This window comes from Saccharothrix ecbatanensis (assembly GCF_014205015.1).
GTDB classification, from domain to species: domain Bacteria; phylum Actinomycetota; class Actinomycetes; order Mycobacteriales; family Pseudonocardiaceae; genus Actinosynnema; species Actinosynnema ecbatanense.
In genome coordinates, this window is sequence record NZ_JACHMO010000001.1 from 5163579 (window position 1) to 5186034 (window position 22456).

Below are 22456 nucleotides of genomic sequence, written 5' to 3' on the forward strand. Positions count from 1 at the left end.
TGGACATGGAAACCACCGCGTGGATGTCGCTGTACCACGTGGCCAACGCGCAGGACGACAAGCGGCCGTTCTCCGTCGCAACCCTCCGCCGCATCTGGGTGTTCGCCCAGCCGCACCGCAAGCGGCTGGGTCAGTACCTCGGGTTGAGCGTGGCGGTGGCGGTGCTGGCCGTGGCGACGCCTGTCCTCGCGGGACGGATCGTGGACGCGATCGTCAACGGCTCGACGTACGAGGTGGTGCTCGGGCTCGCGGGCCTGATCGCGGGCATCGCGATAGTCGAGGCGGCGTTGGGCCTGCTGACACGGTGGTTGTCGGCGAGAATCGGCGAAGACCTGATCCTGGACCTGCGGACCACGGTGTTCGACCACGTGCAGCGGATGCCGATCGCGTTCTTCACCCGCACCCGGACCGGGGCGCTGGTGAGCCGGCTGAACAACGACGTGATCGGCGCGCAGCGGGCGTTCAGCGACACGCTGTCCAGCGTGGCGGGCAACCTGGTCACGCTGGTGCTGACGCTGGTGGTGATGATCAACCTGTCGTGGCAGATCACCCTGCTCGCGCTGGTGTTGCTGCCGGTGTTCGTGATCCCGGCGCGGCGGATGGGTTCCCGTCTGGCGCGGCTGGAGCGCGAGGCGGCCAACCACAACGCGACGATGAGCACGCAGATGACCGAGCGGTTCTCGGCGCCGGGCGCGACGCTGGTGAAGCTGTTCGGCCGGCCCGCGCACGAGTCGTCGGAGTTCGCGCAGCGGGCGCGGCGGGTCCGGGACATCGGCGTGCGCACGGCGATGGTGCAGACCGTGTTCCTCACCGCGCTGACGCTGGTGTCGGCGCTGGCGTTGGCCGTGGTCTACGGGCTGGGCGGGTTCTACGCGCTGCGCGGCGAGTTGGATGCGGGCTCGGTGGTGGCGCTGGCGTTGCTGCTGACCAGGCTGTACGCGCCGCTCACCGCGCTGGCCAGCGCACGGGTCGAGGTGATGAGCGCGCTGGTGAGCTTCGAGCGGGTGTTCGAGGTGCTCGACCTGAAGCCGTTGATCACCGAGAAGCCCGATGCGGGGTCGGTGCCGGACGGGCCGGTGTCGGTGGAGTTCGAGAAGGTCCGGTTCGCCTACCCGTCGGCGGACAAGGTGTCCCTGGCGTCGTTGGAAGAGGTCGCGGTGCTCGACAGCCGCGGCGGGGTGGAGGTGTTGCACGACGTTTCGTTCCGGGCCGAACCGGGCCAGGTGGTGGCGCTGGTCGGTTCCTCGGGCGCGGGGAAGTCCACTATCGCCTCGCTGTTGCCGCGGCTGTACGACGTGGACTCGGGCGCGGTGCGACTGGCTGGTGTGGACGTTCGGGACCTGTCGGCCGACTCGGTCCGCGACGTGCTGGGCATGGTGACCCAGGACGGTCACCTGTTCCACGAGTCGATCCGGTCGAACCTGCTCCTGGCGCAGCCGTCCGCGACCGAGGAAGAGCTGTGGGAGGTGCTGGGCCGGGCGCGGCTGGCCGACCTGGTCAAGTCGCTGCCGGACGGGCTGGACACCGTGGTCGGTGAACGCGGCTACCGGCTGTCCGGTGGCGAGCGGCAGCGGTTGACGATCGCCCGGCTGCTCTTGGCCAAGCCTCGCGTGGTGATCCTGGACGAGGCCACCGCGCACCTGGACTCCACATCGGAGGCCGCGGTGCAGGCGGCGTTGGGTGAGGCGCTGGCCGGGCGGACGGCACTGGTGATCGCGCACCGGCTGTCGACGATCCGGGCGGCCGACCTGATCCTGGTGGTCGAGGACGGCCAGGTGGTGGAGCGCGGCACCCACACCGACCTGCTGGCCGCGGGCGGGCGTTACGAAGAGCTGTACCGGACCCAATTCGCCGAGGAAGCGCAGACTGCATAGACCTCGGGCCAGAGGGGTGAGGGGCCCAGGCGCCCTCGGCCATGCCGCGGGGACGGGTCGGGCAGGAGCGGGTCGGATAGGACAGGACGGGGCGGGGCGGGCGGGAGCGGCCGGGCAGGAAGGGTCTGGGCGGGAACGGGCGCGGCCGGACCGGGTGGAGGCAGAGCGCGCGGGGCGGTCGCGGCCGGAGCGGGCGGGCCGGTCGCGGGCGGGCCGGGCCGGGCGGGCCGGGCCGGGCGGCTGGAAAGGGGCGGGCCGGGTGGGCGGCCGGAAAGGGGCGGCCGGAAAGGGTGCGCCAGAAGGGTGGGGGCGGCCAGAGGAGACCAGACGGGCCGGAGGGCGCAGGGCCGGAGGGCCGGGAGGGGCCCGGGAGGGGCCGGAGGGGCCGGAGGGGCCGGAGGGGTCGAGGGCTCGGAGGGGTCGAGGGCTCGGAGGGGTCGAGGGCTCGGAGGTGCGGGGGCTCGGGGGTGCGGAGGGCTCGGGGGTGCGGAGGGCTCGGGGGTCGGAAAAGGGCAGGGCCAGAGAAGTTGGGGCCCGAGGTGCGCAAGGCGGGCACCATGGCGGCCAGGGGCGGCTTTAACCTGGTTGCCAGGGCCTCGCGGACGGACACAATCTTGGCTATGCGGACCATTGGGTTGATCGGTGGGATGAGTTGGGAATCGTCGGCCGAGTACTACCGGCTGCTCAACGAGGAGACGCGGCGGCGGCTTGGCGGGCACCACTGTGCGCCCAGCCTGCTCCTGACGGTCGATTTCGCCGAGATCGAGGAGTTGCAGCGGACTGGTCAGTGGGAACGCTCGGGCGAACTGCTGGCCGACGCCGCCCGCACGCTCGAAGGTGCTGGCGCGGAGTTGGTGCTGTTGTGCACCAACACCATGCACAAGGTTGCCGACGCGATCACGGACGCCATCCGGGTGCCGTTCGTGCACATCGTGGATGCCACGGCCCGAAAGACGGCCGGCTACCGAAAGATCGGGTTGCTCGGCACCCGTTTCACCATGGAGCAGGGCTTCTACCGTGACCGGATGCGGGAGCACGGCATCGAGCTGGTCGTCCCGGACGAGCCTGACCGCACGCTCGTCCACGACGTGATCTACCAGGAGCTGACCAAGAACCGCGTGGAACCCGCCTCACGCGCCGCGTACCGGGACGTGATGGCACGCCTGGTTGACCGCGGCGCGGAGGCGGTGATCCTGGGCTGCACCGAGATCACGTTGCTGGTGGACGCGTCCGACAGCACCGTGCCGCTGATCGACTCCACCCGCATCCACGTGGAAACTGCGGTGGGTCTGGCCTTGGACTAGGCAGTGTCCCCAGTCTTCTGGTGCGCGACGTTGGTCGCCGCACCGTAGTAGTAGGCACGCACCCGGTAGGTGGCGTTCTTCTCCGTCGGCAGCGTGATCAACCCGAACGACCTCACATCCGGATCGAGCTGCGCGGCCACCGAGAAGTGCGCCGCACCCGAGGGTCTGACCTCCAGCAAGTACCCCTCCTCCCCTTCGAAACGGTCGGTCCACGTGAACAGGATTCCGTTGGCGTGCTTGATCTCGGCACTGAGATCAGGAAGACCCGCGTCAGCCGAACGCACCGGACTCGCGCCGCTCGGACCGGTTACCGGCTCGGCCCACGCGTGGCCGTCGGACTCGGGCACCTCGTCACCGGGCGGCAACGTGACGTCCACGGTCGCCGACGCGGGGCCGTGGAACGACCGCACCCGGTAGTAGAACTCGGTCTGCGGGATCAGGTCCGGGTGCTCGTACGACGTCCGGTCGGGGGGAACGAACTCCAGGACCGTGTAGTCGCCGTCGGGGACGTTCGCGTACTCGACGACCTGCCCCACCGCGCCCGGTTCCGCCTCCCACACCAGGGAAACGTCGGTCGGCGAGGTCAACGTGGCGGTGAGCCGTTGGCGCTCCTCCTGACCACAGCCGACGAGGCACGCGGCCAGGAGCAGCACCAACACCGGGACGGGACGGCTCACTTGCGCCAGAACCGGATCCCGCTCCACACGACCGTGGCCGGGCCTTGACCGCTGTTGGTGCGGTAGGCGCCGAACTTGTCGTAGAAGCTGCCACCGGGGCTGGCGTAGGTGTGCCGCAACGACCCGTTGATGTACGTGCGGTGCTGGCTGCCCACCGCGTGCACCGTGTTCACCCGCACGGTGGCGCCCACGGTCGCGCCGGTGGCCACGGTCGCACCGCCGTGCACCGCGTACAGCCGTCCACCCCGTTCCACGGCCAACATGAAGTACGGGCCGGGCGTGGAGTCGTTGAACGTCTGCTTCAGGCTGATCCGCGTCCCACCGAGGCTGGTGATACGGAACGACCCCTCGAACTGGCGGGTGCCCCCGGTGTACGTGGCGTAGCGGCGCTCGGCGCGCTGGTCGCCGCTCGCGGTGGAGCAGGTGAGGCGGAAGGTCAGGTCCGCGACATCGCCGCAACCCCGTTCCTGCACGGTGAACGTGGGCGAGTACGAAGTCCACGGGCCGGACTCGACCTGCGCGTGCGCGACCGGCGCCGCCATCAGCAGGCCACCGGCGAGCACCGCTCCGACCAGGGTTCGGAGCATTCCGGACATGCGTGCCTCCTTCGACTCCCCGGACGTCGGGGGAGCGTCGAGGCGGCGACGAAATCGACTGTAATTGGTCTGGACGACTCGGACAAGGATCACCCCCTCGGGGAACTCCCCGAGGCCCGGGACGCCCCGGTGAGGCAGAGTGGACGGCATGGAGCTGAACCCGCGCGCCCTGTTCGATCTGGCCAGGACCACCGTCGAGACCGCCGTGTCCGTGCCCGGCCGGGTGCTCGACCTGTTGGGCGCGGCCGAAGCCGTCGTCCGCCGCGCCGACGAGCTCGTCGCCCGCACCGCACAGGTGCTGGACGAGACCGAGGCGCTGGTCGGCCGCGCGAAGGCGGTCACCGCGGCGGCCGAGGGCGTGACGATCGACGCGAGCCACATCGCCCGGACGTCACGCGAGCTGACGGACACCTACGCGCCGATCGCGCAGAAGGCGCAACCGTTGGCGCAGCGGTTCGTGGACGAGCTGTCGCCGCACGAGGTGGACGCCGCGATCCAGCTGGTGGACCAGCTGCCGGTGCTCACCAAGCACCTGTTGGACGACGTGCTGCCGATCCTGACCACCCTGGACCGCGTCGGGCCGGACATCCACCAGCTGCTGGAGGTCACCAACGACGTCCGGCAGGCGATCCTGGGCATCCCCGGCTTCGCGTTCCTGCGCCGCCGCGGTGAGGACAAGGAGGACGTCGACGTGGTGAATTCCTCCGTGCCACAGGCCTGAGGCACTGGCCGGACGGCGCTACCCGGCGGCCCGGAGGAAGAGTTGGCGGATGGACCCCATCCCGTACCGGTCCACGTCGCTGGACATCGCGGCGACCTCGCGCAGGATCGGGTCGACGTCGACACCCGCCTCCCGGCCCTCGTCGCAGACCGCCCGCAGCACGAGGATCTCGTCCCGCGTGTCCGCGCCCTGGTCACGGACCGAGAGCAGGAGCAACGCGGACCGGACGCCGTCGGGCGTCATCGGGAACCAGGGGTTCACCGCCCAGCGGAACGACCCGTACCGGTCGAACAGTGCGCGGAGGGCCGGCCGCACCGCGTCGTCTTCCGCGTAACGGTCGAGGATCTCGGCAAGCACCGCTTCCGCCTCGGCACGCACCCCCGCCCGGTCCAGTGGCGGGGGCGCGGCCTGGAGCTTCGCCATCCAGTCCGGGTCGCCCATGTCCACGGGCTGCTTGGCGATCGGCTCCAGGACCGCGTCGAGCAGCGCGACGTCCTCCTCGATCGCGGCCAGGTCTCTCGCCCCGAAAGTCATGCCCGAAAGCGTAGGGCAGGTGTCCTCGGACGGTGTTCCCGTTCGTCGTAGTGGTGGAATGCACCGAACGACAGGAGTGACCGATGAAGTACATGCTGCTGATCTGCGTCGACGACACCATCGAGCCGACCGCGGCCGACCCGACGATCGAGCAGTGGCTGGCCGAGGTCGGGGGCAGGCGGCTGGACGGGTCGGAGCTGCGGTCGATCCAGGACGCCACGACCGTGCGCACGCGCGGTGACGAGGTGCTGTTGACCGACGGGCCGTTCGCGGAGACCAAGGAGCACATCGTCGGGTACGACATCGTGGACTGCGCCGACCTGGACGAGGCGATCCGCATCGCGTCGCGGCACCCGTGCGCGCGGTTCGGCTCGGTCGAGGTCCGGCCGTTCGCCGAGTGACCGAAGTGACCGAAGTGCCCGACCAACCCGAAGTACCCGACGTGCCGGTCGAGGCACGGGTCGCGGACCTGTTCCGGGCCGAGCGGGGGCGGATCGTGGCCACGCTGATCCGCCTCACCGGGGACTGGGACCTGGCCGAGGAGTGCGTGCAGGACGCCTTCGCGCGGGCGCTGGAGTGCTGGCCGCGCGAAGGCATCCCCCTCCGTCCCGGCGCGTGGCTCACCACGACCGCCCGCAACCGGGCGCTGGACCGGTTGCGGCGGTCGACCGTGGAGGCGGCGAAGCTCCGGGAGGTGGTGGCGATGCCCGACGACGACCCCGAAGCCCTCGATGACCACGGGTTCCGCGACGACCTGCTGCGGTTGATCTTCACGTGCTGCCACCCGGCGTTGACGCTGGAGGCGAGGGTCGCGCTCACCCTGCACACGGTCACCGGCCTCACCACGGCCGAGATCGCGCGGGCGTTCCTCGTGCCGGAGCAGACGATGGCGAAACGGCTGGTGCGTGCGCGGCAGAAGATCCGGAACGCCCGCATCCCGTACCGGGTGCCGCCGGCGCACCTGCTGCCGGAACGGACGGGCGGCGTCCTGGGCGTGCTGTACCTGCTGTTCAACGAGGGTTACGCGGCCGGCGCGGGCGCGGAACTGTTGCGGCGGAACCTGTGCCTGGAGGCGATCCGGCTCGCCCGCACGCTGGTCGACCTGATGCCGGACGAGCCGGAGGCGGTGGGCCTGCTCGCCCTGGTGCTGTTGCAGGACTCGCGTCAGGCGGCACGGTTCGACGGTGGCGACCTGGTGCCGCTGGAGGAGCAGGACCGGGCGCGGTGGGACGGCGAACAGATCAGCGAAGGAGTGGCACTGCTCGACTCGGCGTTGCGGCGGGGTCGGCCGGGGCCGTACCAGGTGCAGGCCGCGATCGCCGCGTGCCATGCCACTGCGGAACGTGCGGCGGACACGGACTGGCCGCAGATCGCCCTGCTCTACGGCGAGTTGGCCAAGCTGGTGCCGTCACCGGTGGTGCGGCTCAACCGGGCGGTCGCGGTGGCCATGGCGGACGGCCCACTGGCGGGGCTCGCGCTGGTGGACGGCTTGGCGGACGAGCTGACCGGTCACCTGCTCCCCGCGACCCGTGCCGACCTGCTGCGGCGGCTGGGCCGGAACACCGAGGCGATCACCGCGTACGAGGAGGCCTTGGCGCTGGCTCCGACCGACGCGGAACGCCGTCACCTGGCCCGCCGGATCACCGAGGTGACGGCCGTCAAGGAGTCAGCTCGACCGTGAACTCCTGATCCGGCTTGTCGGCACACGGCTCACGAACCGCCTCCGCACCTTCCACGACCGCACCGCCGCGCAACCCGATGCACGCCGAACCGCCGGCCGACCGGATCAGGAAGCGTTGGTCGCGGACGTGTTCGACGCGGAACAGCTGGTCGACGTTGTCCTCGGCGCACTTGTCCCACGGTTCGAGCAGGTGGGCCGCCGGTCCGGAGCGGAGCACCGTCAGACACCCGAGGCCCTTGTCCTCCGGGTGCTCCCACTTGATGGTGGTGAACTCGCCTCGGACGGGTTGCAGGAGCACCCGCGGTCCAGGCGCGTCACAGGGGCGGAGGGCCGCGACGACCGCGTTGTGGGCGCCGGTGCTGTCGCGTCCCTCGGTCAGGCACAGCTCGGGCGCGTCCGCCGCGTGGATGCTCCCCCAAGCGCCCTCGGCAGGCAGGGACAGCAGCTCACGGCCGGGTTCGACGGTCTGCTCGACCGCGGTGGTCTGCCCAGGTCCGGTGCTCCCGACAGCAGTGGTTCCGACAGCAGTGGTTCCGACCGCGGTAGTCCGGACCGCGGTGGTCTGCACGACCGCGGTGGTCTCGGGCGGATCGCGTTGCATCAGCAGGGCGGCGACGACGAGAGCGACGGCGACAACGGCGGCCAGCACTGTCGACGGACGCCGCCACAACGACCGCGAGGAAGCCGGCTCCCCCTGCTCCGGCACATCGACCACTTCACCGACGCCGATCGCCAGCCGCTCGCGTGCCCCCAACCACGGCGCCGGCTGCTCGACACCACAGGCGCGAACGTAGACGGCCAGCAGTTCCGGCCGAGGCAGGCTGTCCTTGCGCAGCATGTCGGCCACCGTGCTGCGGGCCAACACCTCGCCCTGCGCCGTCGCACGCTCTTCCAGCCCACGCAGGGTGAGCCCCGACTGGTCCTTGAGCGTCCGCAACATCGACACGAACTCGGCCACATCACATGCCGTATCCGGCTGGGCACTCTGCGACGTCACACGGGAATCTTGGTGGTCGCCGTCCGTCAGGGCAAGGGCGTTCGGAACCTTGTCCGGCGCATCGAACAGCAGGCCGTCGACCAGGCCGGACAAGTTCGAACTGTCCGGGACACCTGAGGCTGTTGCCGGTGGTCGCGGACGTCGGAAAGGCTGGTGAAGCGCCGGACGAGGGGTACGGCGCAAGGCCGGGGAAGCCGGGCGGCCCACGGTCGCCAGGCCTTCCCGGTCGCCAGGCCTTCCCGGTCGCCAGGCCTTCCCGGTCGCCTCGGGCTCGCGGTCAGCCGAGCCAGCGACCGTCGCGCATGAGGTCGCGCCCCCGCATCTCGTCCACCTCACGCCAGGCCTGGATGCGCCTCGGCCGGATCAGGAAGTACTGGTAGGCCTCGTCGAGTTCACGCGGGTCGAAGCCGGTCTTGGTGGCGAACGCGTCACCGGTCCCGGGGTCGAGGTCGGCGATGTCCACCGGCTCGGCGACACCGTCGACCACCACGACGTCGCGGGTCGGCCCGAGGCTGAGTCGCACCCGCCCGTCCGCCAGCAGGTTGCGGGCGGTGACCGACGCGAGCGCCGTGGCGATGAGGAACGTGGCTCCGTCCCAGAGGTGCGAGAGCGGGATGAGGTGGACGCCGCCCGGGGAACCCGACGTGGCGACCCAGAGATCGACATCGCTCTCCAGCCTCGCGCGGGTGTCCCGCAGCCTCTCATCGAGTCCACGCGGTGGCGCGGCGGTCATGCTTCCCCCAGTGGTCACTTCGTGGCGTGTGCGGACGACACAGCTTCCCAGGCGAAGCCGTCCGGGTCGGTGTAACCGGCGTCGCCACCGATCACGAGCCGGTGCGATCCGGTCCCGTCAGGCGAGACGCCGACGTCCTTGGCCAGGGCGCGGCGCCGGTACAGGGCCAGCTTGACGGGGCTCGTCCCGGCCGCGAACTCGACGTACATGCGGCTGAAGCTCTTCCCCACGACATGGCCCTGCTCGACGTAGAACCGCTTGCTCGCGACCACGTCCGCGACGCCCAGCAGGAGCACGATCTCGTCGATCTGCCGGGTGGCCGGGCCGGTGTCCTTCTTCGCCGACGTCGCCACCTTCCAGATCGTGCCGTCGGGCGCCTGCACGACGCCGCCGTAGCCCCAGAACGACTTCGCCACCGGCTTCAGCGACGTGGCGCCCTCGGCGAGCGCGGCGTTGACGAGGGTGTCCACGGTGGACGGCTGGGACACGGTGAGCGCCATCGTGTACCCGCGGAAGCCGGTCGTGGGCGCCTCCGAGGCCCTCAGGCGGATCTGGGTGTCCAAGCCGAAAGCGTTGGTGTAGAAGCGATCGGCGGCGGCGGTGTCGGTGACTTCGAGGGTGACTGCTGCGATGGATGTCATGCCGATGACGCTAGTTCCGCCGGGACCGCCGACGCTTCTCGATTCCTGACCGGTCCGCCGAGGCCGCTTCCGATGCCGATGCCGAGCAGCAGCGCCGCCGCACGCTCGACGCGCCGCGTCACCAGGTACCCGTACGGCGACATGCCGTACGCAAGCCGGAACTGACGGCTGAGGTGCCCGGCGGCCATGCCCACGCCGCGCGCCAGCGCCTCGACGTCCAGCGGCCTCGCGTGGTCACGGTCGATCCGGTCACGAACGCGCCGCAGCCGCGCGAGGTCGTCCAGGCGCTGCGCCGCGATGCGTGCGCGCGCCCACGAAGGGAGACACATGGGGACAACTCCTTCTGTTCGAGTGATCCCCATGACGCTAGGTGACCCCGGTGACCTCGCCTTCTCGATTCCTGACCGATCGCGCCGCCCAGCTCAGAGCCGCACAGCTCTGAGCCATCCAGTTCAGAACCGGAGGTCGCGCAGGTAGTCGTAGCCGATCCGGGCGGTGGCGAGGGCGTCCCGCGGCTGGTCGTTCTCCACGATGTACTCGGTCACGTTCGTCGCCCGGAAGATGCCCGCGAAGTCGATCGTGCCGGTGCCCAGGTCCGCGAACGACCCGTCCGCCGCACGGTCCTTCACGTGGAACTGCCGGACGCGCGGGAAGTGCGCCCGGCACACCTCCACCGGGTCCACACCGCCCACCACCGCCCAGTACAGGTCCAGCTCCAGGTGCACGTTGCGCCGAGACGTCCCCGCCGTGATCACGTCGAACGGCCGCGTGCCCTCCACCAGCGCGAACTCGTGCGCGTGGTTGTGGTAGCCGAGGCTCAGACCCGCCCGCCGCAGCTTGTCCCCCGCCGCTTCCAGCCGCACGGTGAACGCCTTCCACTCGGCGAGCGTCCCGTAGTTCACCCACGGCACCACGACGTGCTTGTTGCCCAGCGTCAGCGCGTCGGAGACGACCCGGTCGAGATCACCGTCGATGCCCACGTGGGCGGACGTCGCCCGCAGCCCGTGACGCCGCAGCACGGCTGCGAACTCGGCGGCACTGCGCCCGTACGTGCCGGCCAGCTCGACCTTGCGGTACCCGATGTCCGCCAACGCCGACAGCACCGGCTCCGGGTCGTCACCCATGATGCCGCGCAACGTGTACAGCTGGATGCTGATCGACTCCCTCGGCACCCGGCGGCACAGCCGGTCCGAAGCGGTGGCGACCCCGGGCGTGGCGGCCGAAGGCAGGGCGACGGCCGCACCGGCGGCCAGGGCAGTGCTCAGGAACGTGCGGCGGGACGGCATACGTGACTCCTCGATCATCGGAACGGTCAGGGCACGGCGGGTCACAGGTCCTTGATCCGGACGTTCCGGAACCACACGTCGTCACCGACGCCGTGGTTCTGGAGACCGATGTGCCCGCTGGTCAGGTCACGGGCCGGGTCGACGCTGGTGAAGTCGTTCACCAGCGCCCCGTTGAGGAACACCCGGATGCGTTGCCCGGACACGACGACCTCGTACGAGTTCCACTCCCCCGGCGGCTTGAGCACCGCGTCGCGGGCGGCGATGTTCGCCGACTGGAACGAGTAGATCGCGCCCGTCGTGCGGTCCGGCGCGTCCGTCGCGTCGATCTGCACCTCGTAGCCCTGGTTCACGGCCACCCACGGATCGGCGCCTGGGTCGGAGAAGCCGACGAACAAGCCAGAGTTGTCGTCGCCCGCGACCTTCCAGTCGAACTTGAGGCTGTAGGCGGAGAACTCCTCCTCGAACCACAACAGCCCCAGCCCGCCTTCGCTGCGCAACGTGCAGTCCTCTTCGACGAACCGACCTGGTCCGGCCTGCCGCCACCCCGCAACGCCCGTGCCGTCGTACAGGCTGCGATACCCGGCTTCGGGTGTCGAAGGCACACAAGTGCCGCTGACCGGCTTGTACCGCAAGTACTTCAGAGTGTCCACATCGAACAGCGCACCGCTGCCGCCCTTGAACACCAGGTACAGGTCACGCACACCGGTCAGCGCCACGGCCCGGGGCGCGAGGTCGAGGTAGTGGTCCCAACTGCCGGTGACGGGCACGGTCAGCGGCTCGTGCACCAGCGGTCCGGTCGGCGAGTCGGCGTGCGCCTCCAGGGTGCCGCCGACCCCGCCGGACGAGATCCGGTAGCCGATGCCGGCGATCTTCGCCAGGTCGACGTCCGCGTACGACGTCCAGTCGCCGTCGTGGATGTCGCCGACCCGCTTGCCGCCCTGGGCCGTCGCACGGTCGTGCACGACGACGCCCTGCTGCCCGGTCAGGTGCTCCGCCGGCACGTCGACGCCGAGGACCGTGCCCGATCCGCGGAACGTGATGGTGTCCAGGTCCAGCAACGCGCCGCCGCCACCGCGGAACACGAAGTACAGCCGGTGCGTGCCACCGGGATCGGTGATCGGGGACGGCGCGAGGTCCGCGTACTTGCGCCAGTCACCCGTGCCGCTGACCTGCGTGCTCAGCACGAGCGGACCGGTCGGCGAGTCGACGCGCGCCTCGATCGTGCCGCCCGCCGTGGCCGACGCGACCCGGTAGCCGATGCCCGTGACGCCGGCCAGCGTGACGGCGTCGAACGCGATCCAGTCGCCGTCGTGGACGTTGCCGATCTGGCTGCCGCCCTGCGCGCTCGCCGCCCGGATCACCGTGGTGCCCTGCTGCGCGGAGTACGACTCGGCAGGCGTGGGCCGCACCGGTTCCCAACCGGGCTCGGACGGACCCGTGACGAACCGGATCGCGTCGACGTCGAACAGGCTGCCGGAGCCCTTGAACACCAGGAACAGCCGGTGCGTGCCGCCGGGGTCGGTGACCGGGGTCGGCGCGAGTTCGACGTAGTTGTCCCAACCGCCGGTCGACGGCACGGGTGCCTGCTGCACCAGCGGACCGGTCGGCGAGTCGACGCGCACCTCGATAGTGCCGCCGCTGCCCCCGGAGGACACCCGGTAGCCGATCGCCGTGACGCCGGCCAGGTTCACCGGGTCGAACGCGATCCAGTCGCCGTTGTCGACGTAGCCGACGCGTTTGTCGCCCTCGGCGGTGCCCGTCTCGACCACCTGCACGCCCTGCATGGTGGTGAAGAACTCGGCCTGCTTGTCCTTGGGCTGGAGGATCGCCTCGTCCTCACCGGTCAACGCGGGCGCACCCGCCGCGCCGCCGTCCGTGTAGTAGGCGTTGAGGACGCCGAAGATGTTGGCCTCCGTGCCGTGCCCGCCGTCGGATGGCGTGGCGATGACGCCTTCGCAGCCGGTGGCACGGGTCAGCGGATGGCCGTGGCTGTCGTGGCCGAGGATGTACTCGACGGTCACCTTGGAGCAGTCGACCTGCCCGTCCTCCGGATCGGTGACGGTGACCGAGAACGGCAGCTGGTCGCCGAAGCTGAACACCCGGCCGTCGGCGGGCGCGTTCAGCACCACGACGGGCGCGGTGTTGCCGACGTTCACCACGGCGCTGGCCGAGCCGACGAGGCCGGTCGGGTCGGTGACGGACAGCTTCGCGGTGAACTGGCCGTTCGCGGTGTAGGTGTGGGTGACCGGTCCGGCGGTGGTGGAGTCGGTGGCGCCGTCGCCGTCGAAGTCCCACGCGTAGGTCAACGGGTGGCCGTCCTCGTCGGCGGTGCCGGCCGGGTCGAACCGCACGGTCAGCGGCGCGGGGCCGGACGCCCGGTCGGTGGCCACTCTGGCAACGGGCGTGTGGCGGCCACGGGCGTAGTCGATGCGGTAGACCGCCGAGTCCTCCGCCCCGCCGAAGTAGCCGCTGCCGTAGTCCAGCACGTACAGCGAGCCGTCCGGGCCGAACTCCAGGTTCATCGGGCGGGTCAACGTCATCGAGTCGAAGAACGGCGTGATCGCGCCGCGTTCGCCGTTCGGGCCGACGTCGATCGTCTTGATCCAGCCGCGGTCCCACTCGTAGGCGAACGTCTTGCCGTCGAAGTGCTCCGGGAACTTGGCCGGGCTGGTCAGGTCCGGGTCGAAGTCGTAGGTCGGACCGCCCATCGGCGACTCGCCGCCGGCGCCGAACTCGGGCAGCGACCCGCCGTCGTACGGGATCCACGCGGGCCGCACGGGCGGCAGGTCGACCAGGCCGGTGTTGCGGGGGCTGGTGTTCTTGGGCGCGGCGCAGTCGAACGCGGCGCCCGACGTCCTGGTGGCGAAGTCGAAGTCCACGTACGGGACGTTGGCGCCGACGCAGTAGGGCCAGCCGTAGTTGCCGGGTTCCTTGATCAGGTTGAACTCGACGCTGCCGCCGGGGCCGCGAGCCGGGTTGGCGGAACCGGCGTCCGGGCCGTAGTCGCCGAGGTGGATCCAGCCGGTGGCCTTGTCCACGGCGAACCGGAACGGGTTGCGGAAGCCCATCGCGTAGATCTCGGGCCGGGTCTTGTCGGCGCCCGGCGCGAACAGGTTGCCGGCCGGGACGGTGTACGTGCCGTCGTCCTGGACCTTGATCCGCAGCACCTTGCCGCGCAGGTCGTTGGTGTTGGCCGACGAGCGCTGCGCGTCGAAGCCGGGGTTGCGGTCGGCGCGTTCGTCGATCGGGGTGTAGCCGTCGGAGGCGAACGGGTTGGTGTCGTCGCCCGTGGAAAGGTAGAGGTTGCCGGCGGCGTCGAAGTCGATCTCGCCGCCCGCGTGGCAGCACAGGCCGCGGTCGGCCGGGACTTGCAGGATGCGCTGCTCGCTGCCGAGGTCCAGCACGCCGTCGGTGGTGAGCTTGAAGCGGGACAGCTGGTTGTGGCCCTTGAACGCCTCGAAGCCCGTGCCGGTCTCCGGCGCGTCACCCGGCGGGGTGGTCAGCGGCGGCGCGTAGTAGAGGTACAGCCAGCGGTTGTCCGTGAAACCGGGGTCGACCGCGACGCCTTGCAAGCCGTCCTCGTCATGGCTGTAGACGGGCACGCGGCCGGCAAGCGTCGTCGTCGCTTCCGGGGTGGTGAGCCAGACCCGGCCGTCGCGCGAGGTGTGCACGACCTTGCGGTCCGGCAGCACGGCCATCGCGATCGGCTCGCCCGTCTTCTCCTCGCCGAGCGCGAGGGTGACCTGGTCGAAGTCGGCGTCGGTCGGCGCGGTGTCGGGCTCGCAGTCCGCCGCGGCCGTGCCGAGCGCGTACTGGAGGCCGCCGAGGAGGTGCTGCCGGAACGTCGGGTCGGCGTAGGACTCCTTGGTGTGGCCCATGCCCGTGTACCAGGAGCGACCCTGGCCGGGGGTGTGGCACCACGCGATGGGGTGATCTCCGGACGGGTCGGTCGGCGTGTAGCTGGTCTCGTCCAGCGCGGCCAGGACCTTCACCTTCGACCGCGGGTTCGACTGGTAGCTGTACCACTCGTCGGTGCGGGTCCAGGTGTCCGGGAGGTGCGCGGTCGACGGGTGGTCGTGGTCCTCCACCTCGACGTCGGCCTCCTGGATGGCCGGGTGCGACTTGAAGTAGGAGCCGACCAGCTCGCCGTACCAGGGCCAGGAGTACTCGGTGTCGGCGGCGGCGTGCACCCCGGCGTAGCCACCGCCGTTCCCGATGTACCGCTCGAAGGCCTGCTGCTGGGTGTCGTCGAGGACGTCGCCGGTGGTGGAGAGCCAGACCACGGCGTCGAACCGGGCCAGGTTCGCGTCGGTGAAGGCGGCGGCGTCCTCGGTCGCCTCCACGGTGAAGCCGTTCGCCGCGCCGAGGTCGGTGATCGCGGCGATGCCGTCGGGGATGGAGTCGTGCCGGTAGCCCGCCGTCTTGGAGAAGACGAGGAGGTGTCCGCCGTCGGGCTGGGCCGCGGCCGGCGTCGCGATCAGGGTCATCGCGCCGAGTGCCGCGGCCAGGGCCAGCGCTACGGGTCGCCTGTCGGTGGGCGTGCTTCGGTTACCTCGCACCGCTGTCTCCTCGTTCGCACGACGCTGGGCTGCTCGGAGCATCTGTGGCCCGGCTCACATGCCGGACGTTCCGCAATTCTGTTCAGAGCCGACCAAAGTTGGCAATACTTTCGCTGTTCTTGAACGAAAGTCATGCACGAATGGCCGAAAGTCGGCGGCGCGGCGGCCACGGAACGTCAACGAGGCCGGAACAGCCCACAATGGGGCGCGTGGACCTGCTGCCGTGCGGGCATGCCGCGAACGCCGCCGACTACCGCAGCTGCGCGCACCTCGTCGCCGAGAGGCCTCCTGACCACTACGGGTGGTTCACCGGGGTCGGTCTGGAGTACGACCGGCTCTGCGGCGACTGCGCGAAGCGGGACGAGCCGCGGCCGTGCCTGATGGTGGTGTGCCTGGGGTGCGCGGACCGGGTGGACGAGTACAGCGAGCTGCTGGGCTGGATCGGCCGGCCCGAGATCCGGCACCGCGACACCGCGCCGCGCGGCATGTGGACGACGGCGGACTGCGCGGTCGAGCCGGTGGACGACCGGTGCGTGGCCGCGTTGCCGGGCGGTTGGCTGGTGCTCACCGAGGCCGGTCTGGTGGAGGTCGACCGGGACGGCCCGCGGTTCGTCGCACCCGTGTCGGTCCCGTCCTCGCCTTCGGAGCACCATCCCGCGCGCCTGACGTTGCACGCCTCGCCGGACGGGCGGCACGCGGCGGCGGTGACCGACTACGGCCGGTACGGCGTCGTGCTGGACCTCGTCACCGGCGACCCCGTCCGATCCCTGGACCGGGGCGACTACCACTACCACCAGACGTGCTTCCCGTTGGCGTTCTTGGGTTCCGGGGTGGTCGTCAGCGCGACGGACTGGAACCGGCTCGACGCGTTCGACCTGTCCTCGGGTCGGCTGCTCACCGGTCGGGACACGTCGTGGTCGGGTGACGGGCCGGCGCCTGAGCACTACCTGGACTACTTCCACGGCGCGCTGCTCCCCGACCCGTCAGGGCGCAGGGTGCTGGACGACGGGTGGGTCTGGAGCCCGTTCGGCATGCCGGTGGTGCTCGACGTGGCGGCGTGGCTGGGCGGTGACGTCTACGCGACCGAGCACGGCATGGACCTGTCGGCGCGGGACTGCTGGGACCTGCCGATGGCGTGGGTGGACGACCACACCGTGGCGCTTCAGCCGATCGGGCGGTACGACCGGCCCGCGGTGGCGGGGGTCGAGGTGTACGACGTGGTGCGCGGGCGGCGGGTCGGTGCGTTCGCCGGTCCCGTCGGGCGGATGTGGGGGCACGACGGGCTGCTCTACGTCGGCACGGTCGCGGGGCTGGAGGTGTGGGACCCGGAGGAAGGCGCGCGGACGGGCGTCGTCGAGGGTTTCCGGCCGAACGCCCAGAACCCGCGCACCGGGAGGTTCGCCGAACTGGCGGACGGTCGGCTCAGGACGTGGACGCCGACTCCGTAGATTTCAGGGCGGTGGCCACGGCGTCGAGGTGGTCGGCGGTGATGCCGGTGGCCGGGTCGACCGCGATCAGGGCGGTGACGTCGCGGCGGCGGTGCAGGAACGCCCGGCGCGCGGTCGGGAACAGGTCGAAGTCGTCGTCCAGCCAGGCGAGCGGCCGACCCCGGGCGAACCGGCCCACCGCGCCGAACTTCCAGTCCGCCTTGCCCTCGTAGGCGCGCACCCCGACCACCGGCAACGGCGGCAGGCCGAGCGCCGGGCCGACCGTCGTGTTGGCCCGGTGCTCCCACGTCGTGGCCCACGCCAACTCGGCGCCCGTGCGGTCCGCGAGGGCGAGCAGCGCCGGGCCGTGGTCGGGGTTCAGCCACGCCCGCTGCACCGCCCTGCCCCAGCGGGACAGCGGCCACCGGTGCTCGACGTAGCCGTCCGGCGGGGTGCGGGCGGCGAACGGGTGCAGCGGCCCGTCGATGTCCACCAGGATCAGGGGCGTCACCGGATCGACGGTACCGCGCGCCACCGACAGCGGGTGATCAACGACCTTCCCGACCGCGGTTGGGCAGAGGAAACCCTCGGCGCTCTACCGATCCCCGCCACCCGGCGTGCACGAAGCGCATCGCACCGTCGATCACGTCCGGAGTGTATGCGCGCAGGTCAGCGCTCCCCGAGGATGCCGAAGTCGGCCGTGACGTCGGGCCACACCAGCGTGCCCGCGCCCCAGGTCAGCCCACCGCCGAACGCCACCGTCAGCACCCGGTCGCCGAGCTTGATCCGACCGTCCGCGGCGGCCTCCGCCAGCAGCACGGGGATCGAGGCGGCGGCCGTGTTGCCGACCGTGGCGACGTTCCCCAGCACCTTCGACTCGGGGAGGCCCATGCGGCGCGCGACCCCGTCGGAGATCCGCTGGTTCGCCTGGTGCGGCACGAGGTGGTCGACGTCGTCGGGGCCGAGGCCGGTGCGGGCGAGCGCGTCCAGCGCGACGTCCGACATCCGCTTGACCGCCTGCCGGAACACCTCCGTGCCGTGCATCCGGAAGTAGTCCTCGCCCGCCGGGATCTGGATGAGGTCGGCTCCGGTGCCGTCGCTGCCCAGCACGCACGGACCGATGCCGCCCGGCTCGCCCGCGCCGACGACCACCGCGCCCGCGCCGTCGCCGAAGATCACCGCCGTGCCGCGGTCGGCCGGGTCGAGGATGGTGGAGAACGTCTCGGCGGCGATGAGCAGCACCGTCCGGGCCGCGCCGCTCGCGATGAGCCCGACGGCGTTCGCCAGCCCGTAAAGGAATCCGGTGCACACGGCCGACACGTCGTGCGCGGGCACGCCGATCATGCCGAGCCTGGACGCGACTTCCGGCCCCACCGCGGGGCAGCGCCGGCCCGGGGTCGTGGTCGCCACGATCACCGCGTCCACAGTGGACAGTTCCGCCGAACGCAGGGCGCGCGCCCCGGCGTCCACCGCCAGGTCCGATGTCGACGTGCCGGGCTCGACCCACCGCCGGGTCCGGATGCCGGTGCGCGTCCGGATCCACTCGTCCGAGGTGTCCAGCCGGGCGGAGAGGTCGTCGTTGGTCACGACACGTGCCGGCAGGCTTCCGCCGACCCCCAGGATCACCGCTCCGGTCATCGTCCCCCTCACGCCCTGGCGATGGCGAGCACCGCGTTCTGCCCACCGAACCCGAACGAGTTGCTCAACGCAAGCTCGACACCAAGCGGCACTGCGGTGGTCGCCACGTCGATGTCCAGCTCCGGATCGAGGGTGTCGAGGTTGGCCGTCGGCGGCACGATCCCCTGCTCGACCGCGAGCACCGTGAACACCGCCTCCGCCGCGCCGGCCGCGCCCAGCATGTGCCCGGTGACGCCCTTGGTCGACGTCACCAGCGGCCCGGACGGCAGCAGCCCCGCCAGCACCCGCCCCTCCACCAGGTCGTTGAGCTGCGTGGACGTGCCGTGCGCGTTGACGTGCCCGACGTCACCCGGCGCCGCGCCCGCGTCCGCCAACGCCGCCCGGACCGCCGCGATCACGCCCCTGCCCTCGGGATCGGGTTTGGTGATGTGGTGCGCGTCGGCGGTCGCGCCGTACCCGACGATCCGCGCCCGGACCGGCCGCCCGTCGGCCCGCGCGTCCTCGGCCCGGCGCAGCACCAGCACCGCCGCGCCCTCCGCCGCGACGAACCCGTCCCGGTCCGCGTCGAACGGCCGGGACGCGGTGGCGGGGTCAGTCCGTCGGGACAACGCTCCCATCCGGGCGAAACCCGCCATGGTCAACGGGTTGAGCAGCGCGTCGACCCCGCCGGCCAGCACCACGTCGCACCGGCGCGCGGCGAGCAGGTCGCAGGCGACGCCGATCGCGGTGGCCCCGGACGCGCACGCGGTCGCCACCACGAGGTTCGGGCCGTGGAAGCCGAACTCCATCGCGATCTGCCCGGCGACCATGTTCGGCAGGTGCATCGGCAGCAGCAGCGGCGACACCCCGGTCGGGCCGTCCGCGAGCAGCAGGCCGTGCTGCCGTTCGAACGTCTCACCGCCGCCGGACGAGGTGCCGATCACCACACCCACCCGTGCCGCGTCCCACGTCGTGCGCTCCTCGTCGGCGACGGCCTCGCGTGCCGCGACCAGCGCCAGCTGCGCGAACCGGTCGAGCCGGACCGCCCGGCGCGCGCCCAACAGCGCGTCCGCGTCGAAGTCGGGGACGCGGCAGGAGATCGACACCTCGTGTCCGGCGAGCGTCGGGTCGTGCGCGGCGGTCGACCGTCCCGCGCACACCGCCGCCCAGCCCGCCTCCACCCCCACGCCGCCCGGCGTGACCAGGCCGAGCCCTGTGACGGCGATGTCGAGGCCGGTCACCGGTCCGTCCCGGCCCGCTCCTCCATCAGCGCGACGATGTCGGCGACGGTCTCCATGTCGAACAGCTCGTCGTCGCTGATGTGCAGGTCGTGCTCCTTGCCGAGCTCCATCGACAGTTCGACGAACGCGATCGAGTCCAGCTCCAGGTCGTCCTTGGTGGCGTCCGGGGTGATCTGCTCCGGCGCGACTTTCAGCGTGCTGACGAGGATGTTCTTCAGCGTCTCGTACACGGTCTCTCCTCGGTCGCCAGGGTCCTCCCGGCCATCGAACCCCATGCCCTCCGATGCCCCCGACAGCGGGAGGAGGTTCTCGGGTAGCGGGTCCGGGTACTCCGCCGGCATGAGGTGGCGCAGCGCGGTGGCGGTGGCGGCGGTCGTGGCGGTCGCTGTGGTGGTGGCGGCGGTGTTGGTCGTGCCCCGTTTCAGCGGACCGGGCACCGACACCGTCGACCGCAGTGGGCCTGCTTTGCTGAAGTCGTTACGGGACTTGAGCCAGTACCACGCTTCGGCCGGCGACTTCCAGGTGGTGCTCGACATCGAGCGTGACGTCCGGTACGTGCCGGCGGTGTTGGCGGGACAGCGGACGTTGTTCGTGGCGTCGGGAACGGTGAACGCCTTCGTGGACTTCAGCGGGTTGTCGGAGGACGCGCTGAAGGTGTCGCCGACGGGTGAGCCGCGGTCGGTGGAGCTGGCGCTGCCGAAAGCGGTGCTGGACAAGCCGAACCTGGACCAGGAACGGTGTTACGTGTTCGCCCAGGAACGCGGCTTGGCCGACCGGTTGGCGTCGTTGGTGGAGACGCCGGACCAGCAGCCGTTCTACGTGGCGGCGGAGCGGAAGATCGCGGACGCGGCGCGTGGGTCCGGGTTGGCGGACCGGGCGGACGAGAACACGCGCAAGATGCTGACCGGCATGTTCGGCGCCCTCGGCTACGAGGTCGCGTTCAAAGACCTGACCTGACGGGACCTGGCCTGACGGCCGACGCAGCGTTGGTCACACCGCCGCTCACCTGGCCGCCTGCCCGATTCCCGCAGGGTATGGTGCCGGTGATGAGGCGCAAGCTCCGGCCGCCGCTCGACCAGCGCCACGGCCTCGACCCGGCACGTCTGCGGCTGCCCGAAGAGGGCCCGTGGGCGACCGTCCGCGACCACCTGGTCGAGCGGTTGCCGAGGGTCGCGCCCGAGCGGATCGACCTGATGCTCGCCGAGGGCCGCGTCTACGACCTGTCCGGCCCGATCGCCCCCGACGCGGCGTTCGCCCCCGGCACGTCCGTCTGGTTCCACCGGGACCTGCCCGACGAGGTCACCGTGCCGTTCGAGATCGGGATCGTGCACCGCGACGACGCAATCGTGGTGGTCGACAAACCCCACTTCCTGGCCACCATCCCGCGCGGCCGGCACATCGTGGAGACGGCTCTGGTCCGGCTGCGCCGCGAGCTCGGGCTGCCGCACCTGATCCCGGCGCACCGGCTGGACCGCGTCACCGCCGGGCTGGTCATGTTCGTGGCCGAGCCGACCCTGCGCGGCAAGTACCAGACGCTGTTCAAGGACCGCGTGGTGCACAAGGAGTACGAGGCGATCGCGCCGTACGACCCGACGTTGTCCCTGCCCGCCAACGTGAGCAGCCGCATCGTCAAGGTCAAGGGCGTGATCACCGCGCAGGAGGTGCCCGGCCCTCCCAACGCCGAGACGCTGGTCGAGCTGGTCGAGCACCGCGACGGGTGGGGCCGCTACCGGCTCGTGCCCGCCACCGGCCGCACGCACCAGCTCCGCCTGCACATGGCGTCGCTGGGCGTCCCGATCCGGCACGACGACTTCTACCCCGTCCTGCGCGAGAAGCCCTTGGACGACTTCACGAACCCGCTCCAGCTGCTGGCGAAGGTGCTCGCGTTCACCGACCCGGTGACAGGCGAGCACCGCCGCTTCACCAGCACGCTCAAGCTCGCGTTCTAGTCCAGGTACCCGAGCATCTGCGCGATCTGCGCGGTGCGTGACTCGAAGATCCGCGCCGCCAGGTCCTTCGCCTGCGGGTTGACGCCGCCTTCCTTCTCCAGCTTCGCGATCGCCACCGCGTTGTGCTGGTGCCCGATGAGCAGGTTCAGGAACGCCTTCTCGAACTCGGCCGGGTCGGTCGCGGCCAGTTCCGCGATCTCTTCGGGACTGGTCGAGTGGTCACCCCCGTGACCGGCGTGCAGCTCGGGGTTGTCGCCCGCCGACTCGGGCTGCTTCCACTCCGCCAGCCACCTCGTCATCGAGTCCACTTCGGACAGCTGGGTGACCTCGATGGCCGCCGCCAACGTCTTCACGTCCGCGCGCACCGCCCTGTCCTCGGCCAGTCGCACGATCTCCAGCCCGGTCCGGTGGTGGGACACGGACATCTGGAGGAACATCACGTCGGTCGCGTTGAACTCGTCGCTCTCCACGACCGTCGACACCGGCGGTGGCGGCGCCGCGGGAGCGGAACCCGAACCGCAGCCGGCCACGGTCGCCACGAGCAGTCCGGCCACCAGGGTCATGAGGCGTCGCAAGGTCGTCCTCCTTCGCCGAACGGCCCGTCCGTGCCGCGGCAAGG

Annotated in this window: 21 protein-coding genes and 1 pseudogene; 8 read left to right on the top strand and 14 right to left on the bottom strand. The window is 71.2% G+C overall.

From position 1 onward, the window contains the following. Positions 1-23 precede the first annotated feature (23 nt). The gene (locus tag F4560_RS21465) at positions 24-1874 is read left to right on the top strand and encodes an ABC transporter ATP-binding protein (protein WP_246478649.1); all 1851 of its coding nucleotides are present in this window, start codon (positions 24-26) and stop codon (positions 1872-1874) included. Positions 1875-2494: 620 nt separating this feature from the next. Beyond that, a complete protein-coding gene (locus tag F4560_RS21470; protein ID WP_184922562.1) occupies positions 2495-3178 on the top strand; it encodes an aspartate/glutamate racemase family protein in 684 nt (227 codons plus the stop codon). Here the strand turns inward: F4560_RS21470 and F4560_RS21475 are convergent. Both F4560_RS21475 and F4560_RS21480 read right to left on the bottom strand, forming a co-directional pair. Then, positions 3175-3855 carry a fibronectin type III domain-containing protein gene (locus tag F4560_RS21475; RefSeq protein ID WP_221483600.1) on the bottom strand — a complete coding sequence of 227 codons (681 nt, stop codon included), beginning with the start codon at positions 3853-3855 and terminating at the stop codon, positions 3175-3177. The two genes, F4560_RS21470 and F4560_RS21475, sit on opposite strands and share 4 nt — an antisense overlap. After that, complete coding sequence (locus F4560_RS21480; protein ID WP_246477863.1) at positions 3852-4451, bottom strand: hypothetical protein; 600 nt, start codon at positions 4449-4451, stop codon at positions 3852-3854. The genes F4560_RS21475 and F4560_RS21480 overlap by 4 nt, the downstream gene beginning before the upstream one ends. 148 nt (positions 4452-4599) lie before the next feature. On the opposite strand from F4560_RS21480, the gene F4560_RS21485 reads away from it, so the two are divergent. Next, the gene (locus F4560_RS21485; protein ID WP_184922564.1) at positions 4600-5172 is read left to right on the top strand and encodes a hypothetical protein; all 573 of its coding nucleotides are present in this window, start codon (positions 4600-4602) and stop codon (positions 5170-5172) included. Positions 5173-5190: 18 nt separating this feature from the next. Here F4560_RS21485 and F4560_RS21490 read toward each other — a convergent pair whose 3' ends face one another. Further along, entirely contained in the window at positions 5191-5706 is a 516-nt protein-coding gene (locus F4560_RS21490) for a hypothetical protein (RefSeq protein WP_221483601.1), read from the bottom strand. An 83-nt stretch (positions 5707-5789) separates the two neighbouring features. On the opposite strand from F4560_RS21490, the gene F4560_RS21495 reads away from it, so the two are divergent. Both F4560_RS21495 and F4560_RS21500 read left to right on the top strand, forming a co-directional pair. Further along, entirely contained in the window at positions 5790-6107 is a 318-nt protein-coding gene (locus tag F4560_RS21495; RefSeq protein ID WP_184922566.1) for a YciI family protein, read from the top strand. Between the two features lie 41 nt (positions 6108-6148). Further along, positions 6149-7387 carry an RNA polymerase sigma factor gene (locus F4560_RS21500; protein WP_184929294.1) on the top strand — a complete coding sequence of 413 codons (1239 nt, stop codon included), beginning with the start codon at positions 6149-6151 and terminating at the stop codon, positions 7385-7387. On the opposite strand, the gene F4560_RS21505 is transcribed toward F4560_RS21500, so the two are convergent. The 6 genes and pseudogenes from F4560_RS21505 to F4560_RS21535 all read right to left on the bottom strand — a co-directional run bounded on the left by F4560_RS21505 (position 7365) and on the right by F4560_RS21535 (position 15531). Further along, entirely contained in the window at positions 7365-8345 is a 981-nt protein-coding gene (locus F4560_RS21505; protein WP_184922568.1) for an RICIN domain-containing protein, read from the bottom strand. The two genes, F4560_RS21500 and F4560_RS21505, sit on opposite strands and share 23 nt — an antisense overlap. Before the next feature lie 316 nt (positions 8346-8661). Then, entirely contained in the window at positions 8662-9117 is a 456-nt protein-coding gene (locus F4560_RS21510) for a pyridoxamine 5'-phosphate oxidase family protein (RefSeq protein ID WP_184922570.1), read from the bottom strand. A gap of 14 nt (positions 9118-9131) precedes the next feature. Beyond that, positions 9132-9758: a VOC family protein gene (locus tag F4560_RS21515; protein ID WP_184922572.1), complete on the bottom strand. Its 627-nt coding sequence runs from the start codon at positions 9756-9758 to the stop codon at positions 9132-9134. An 86-nt stretch (positions 9759-9844) separates the two neighbouring features. Next, positions 9845-10087 (bottom strand): annotated as a pseudogene (locus F4560_RS21520) (helix-turn-helix transcriptional regulator); the annotation flags it as partial. Between the two features lie 123 nt (positions 10088-10210). Continuing rightward, positions 10211-11089, bottom strand: coding sequence for a sugar phosphate isomerase/epimerase family protein (locus F4560_RS21525; protein WP_312869405.1), 879 nt, complete (start codon positions 11087-11089; stop codon positions 10211-10213). Next, positions 11086-15531 (bottom strand): carbohydrate-binding protein, encoded by a 4446-nt coding sequence (locus F4560_RS21535; RefSeq protein ID WP_246478651.1) that lies wholly within the window; start codon positions 15529-15531, stop codon positions 11086-11088. Before F4560_RS21535 ends, F4560_RS21525 begins: the two co-directional genes overlap by 4 nt. Positions 15532-15812: 281 nt before the next feature. On the opposite strand from F4560_RS21535, the gene F4560_RS21540 reads away from it, so the two are divergent. Then, positions 15813-17051, top strand: coding sequence for a hypothetical protein (locus F4560_RS21540; RefSeq protein ID WP_184922576.1), 1239 nt, complete (start codon positions 15813-15815; stop codon positions 17049-17051). Here F4560_RS21540 and F4560_RS21545 read toward each other — a convergent pair. The 4 genes from F4560_RS21545 to F4560_RS21560 all read right to left on the bottom strand — a co-directional run bounded on the left by F4560_RS21545 (position 17026) and on the right by F4560_RS21560 (position 20118). Next, entirely contained in the window at positions 17026-17541 is a 516-nt protein-coding gene (locus F4560_RS21545; protein WP_184922578.1) for an HAD domain-containing protein, read from the bottom strand. The two genes, F4560_RS21540 and F4560_RS21545, sit on opposite strands and share 26 nt — an antisense overlap. Positions 17542-17699: 158 nt before the next feature. After that, positions 17700-18668, bottom strand: coding sequence for a beta-ketoacyl-ACP synthase III (locus tag F4560_RS21550; protein WP_184922580.1), 969 nt, complete (start codon positions 18666-18668; stop codon positions 17700-17702). 8 nt (positions 18669-18676) lie between these two features. Beyond that, a complete protein-coding gene (locus tag F4560_RS21555) occupies positions 18677-19888 on the bottom strand; it encodes a beta-ketoacyl-[acyl-carrier-protein] synthase family protein (protein ID WP_184922582.1) in 1212 nt (403 codons plus the stop codon). Further along, positions 19885-20118 carry an acyl carrier protein gene (locus F4560_RS21560; RefSeq protein WP_184922584.1) on the bottom strand — a complete coding sequence of 78 codons (234 nt, stop codon included), beginning with the start codon at positions 20116-20118 and terminating at the stop codon, positions 19885-19887. The genes F4560_RS21555 and F4560_RS21560 overlap by 4 nt, the downstream gene beginning before the upstream one ends. Before the next feature lie 109 nt (positions 20119-20227). Between F4560_RS21560 and F4560_RS21565 the strand changes: the two genes are divergently transcribed. Together F4560_RS21565 and F4560_RS21570 are read left to right on the top strand one after the other, a co-directional pair. Next, complete coding sequence (locus F4560_RS21565; protein ID WP_184922586.1) at positions 20228-20845, top strand: DUF4230 domain-containing protein; 618 nt, start codon at positions 20228-20230, stop codon at positions 20843-20845. Between the two features lie 89 nt (positions 20846-20934). After that, the gene (locus F4560_RS21570) at positions 20935-21837 is read left to right on the top strand and encodes an RluA family pseudouridine synthase (protein ID WP_184922588.1); all 903 of its coding nucleotides are present in this window, start codon (positions 20935-20937) and stop codon (positions 21835-21837) included. On the opposite strand, the gene F4560_RS21575 is transcribed toward F4560_RS21570, so the two are convergent. Next, positions 21834-22412 (bottom strand): DUF305 domain-containing protein, encoded by a 579-nt coding sequence (locus F4560_RS21575; RefSeq protein WP_246477864.1) that lies wholly within the window; start codon positions 22410-22412, stop codon positions 21834-21836. The genes F4560_RS21570 and F4560_RS21575 overlap by 4 nt on opposite strands. Between the last annotated feature and the right edge of the window lie 44 nt (positions 22413-22456).

Coding starts and splice junctions, on each gene's coding strand:
- F4560_RS21515 (WP_184922572.1), bottom strand. CDS start 9,758: ATGACATCCATCGCAGCAGTCACCCTCGAAGTCACCGACACCGCCGCC.
- F4560_RS21485 (WP_184922564.1), top strand. CDS start 4,600: ATGGAGCTGAACCCGCGCGCCCTGTTCGATCTGGCCAGGACCACCGTC.
- F4560_RS21565 (WP_184922586.1), top strand. CDS start 20,228: ATGAGGTGGCGCAGCGCGGTGGCGGTGGCGGCGGTCGTGGCGGTCGCT.
- F4560_RS21495 (WP_184922566.1), top strand. CDS start 5,790: ATGAAGTACATGCTGCTGATCTGCGTCGACGACACCATCGAGCCGACC.
- F4560_RS21550 (WP_184922580.1), bottom strand. CDS start 18,668: ATGACCGGAGCGGTGATCCTGGGGGTCGGCGGAAGCCTGCCGGCACGT.
- F4560_RS21465 (WP_246478649.1), top strand. CDS start 24: ATGTCGCTGTACCACGTGGCCAACGCGCAGGACGACAAGCGGCCGTTC.
- F4560_RS21490 (WP_221483601.1), bottom strand. CDS start 5,706: ATGACTTTCGGGGCGAGAGACCTGGCCGCGATCGAGGAGGACGTCGCG.
- F4560_RS21470 (WP_184922562.1), top strand. CDS start 2,495: ATGCGGACCATTGGGTTGATCGGTGGGATGAGTTGGGAATCGTCGGCC.
- F4560_RS21535 (WP_246478651.1), bottom strand. CDS start 15,531: ATGACCCTGATCGCGACGCCGGCCGCGGCCCAGCCCGACGGCGGACAC.
- F4560_RS21480 (WP_246477863.1), bottom strand. CDS start 4,451: ATGTCCGGAATGCTCCGAACCCTGGTCGGAGCGGTGCTCGCCGGTGGC.
- F4560_RS21570 (WP_184922588.1), top strand. CDS start 20,935: ATGAGGCGCAAGCTCCGGCCGCCGCTCGACCAGCGCCACGGCCTCGAC.
- F4560_RS21510 (WP_184922570.1), bottom strand. CDS start 9,117: ATGACCGCCGCGCCACCGCGTGGACTCGATGAGAGGCTGCGGGACACC.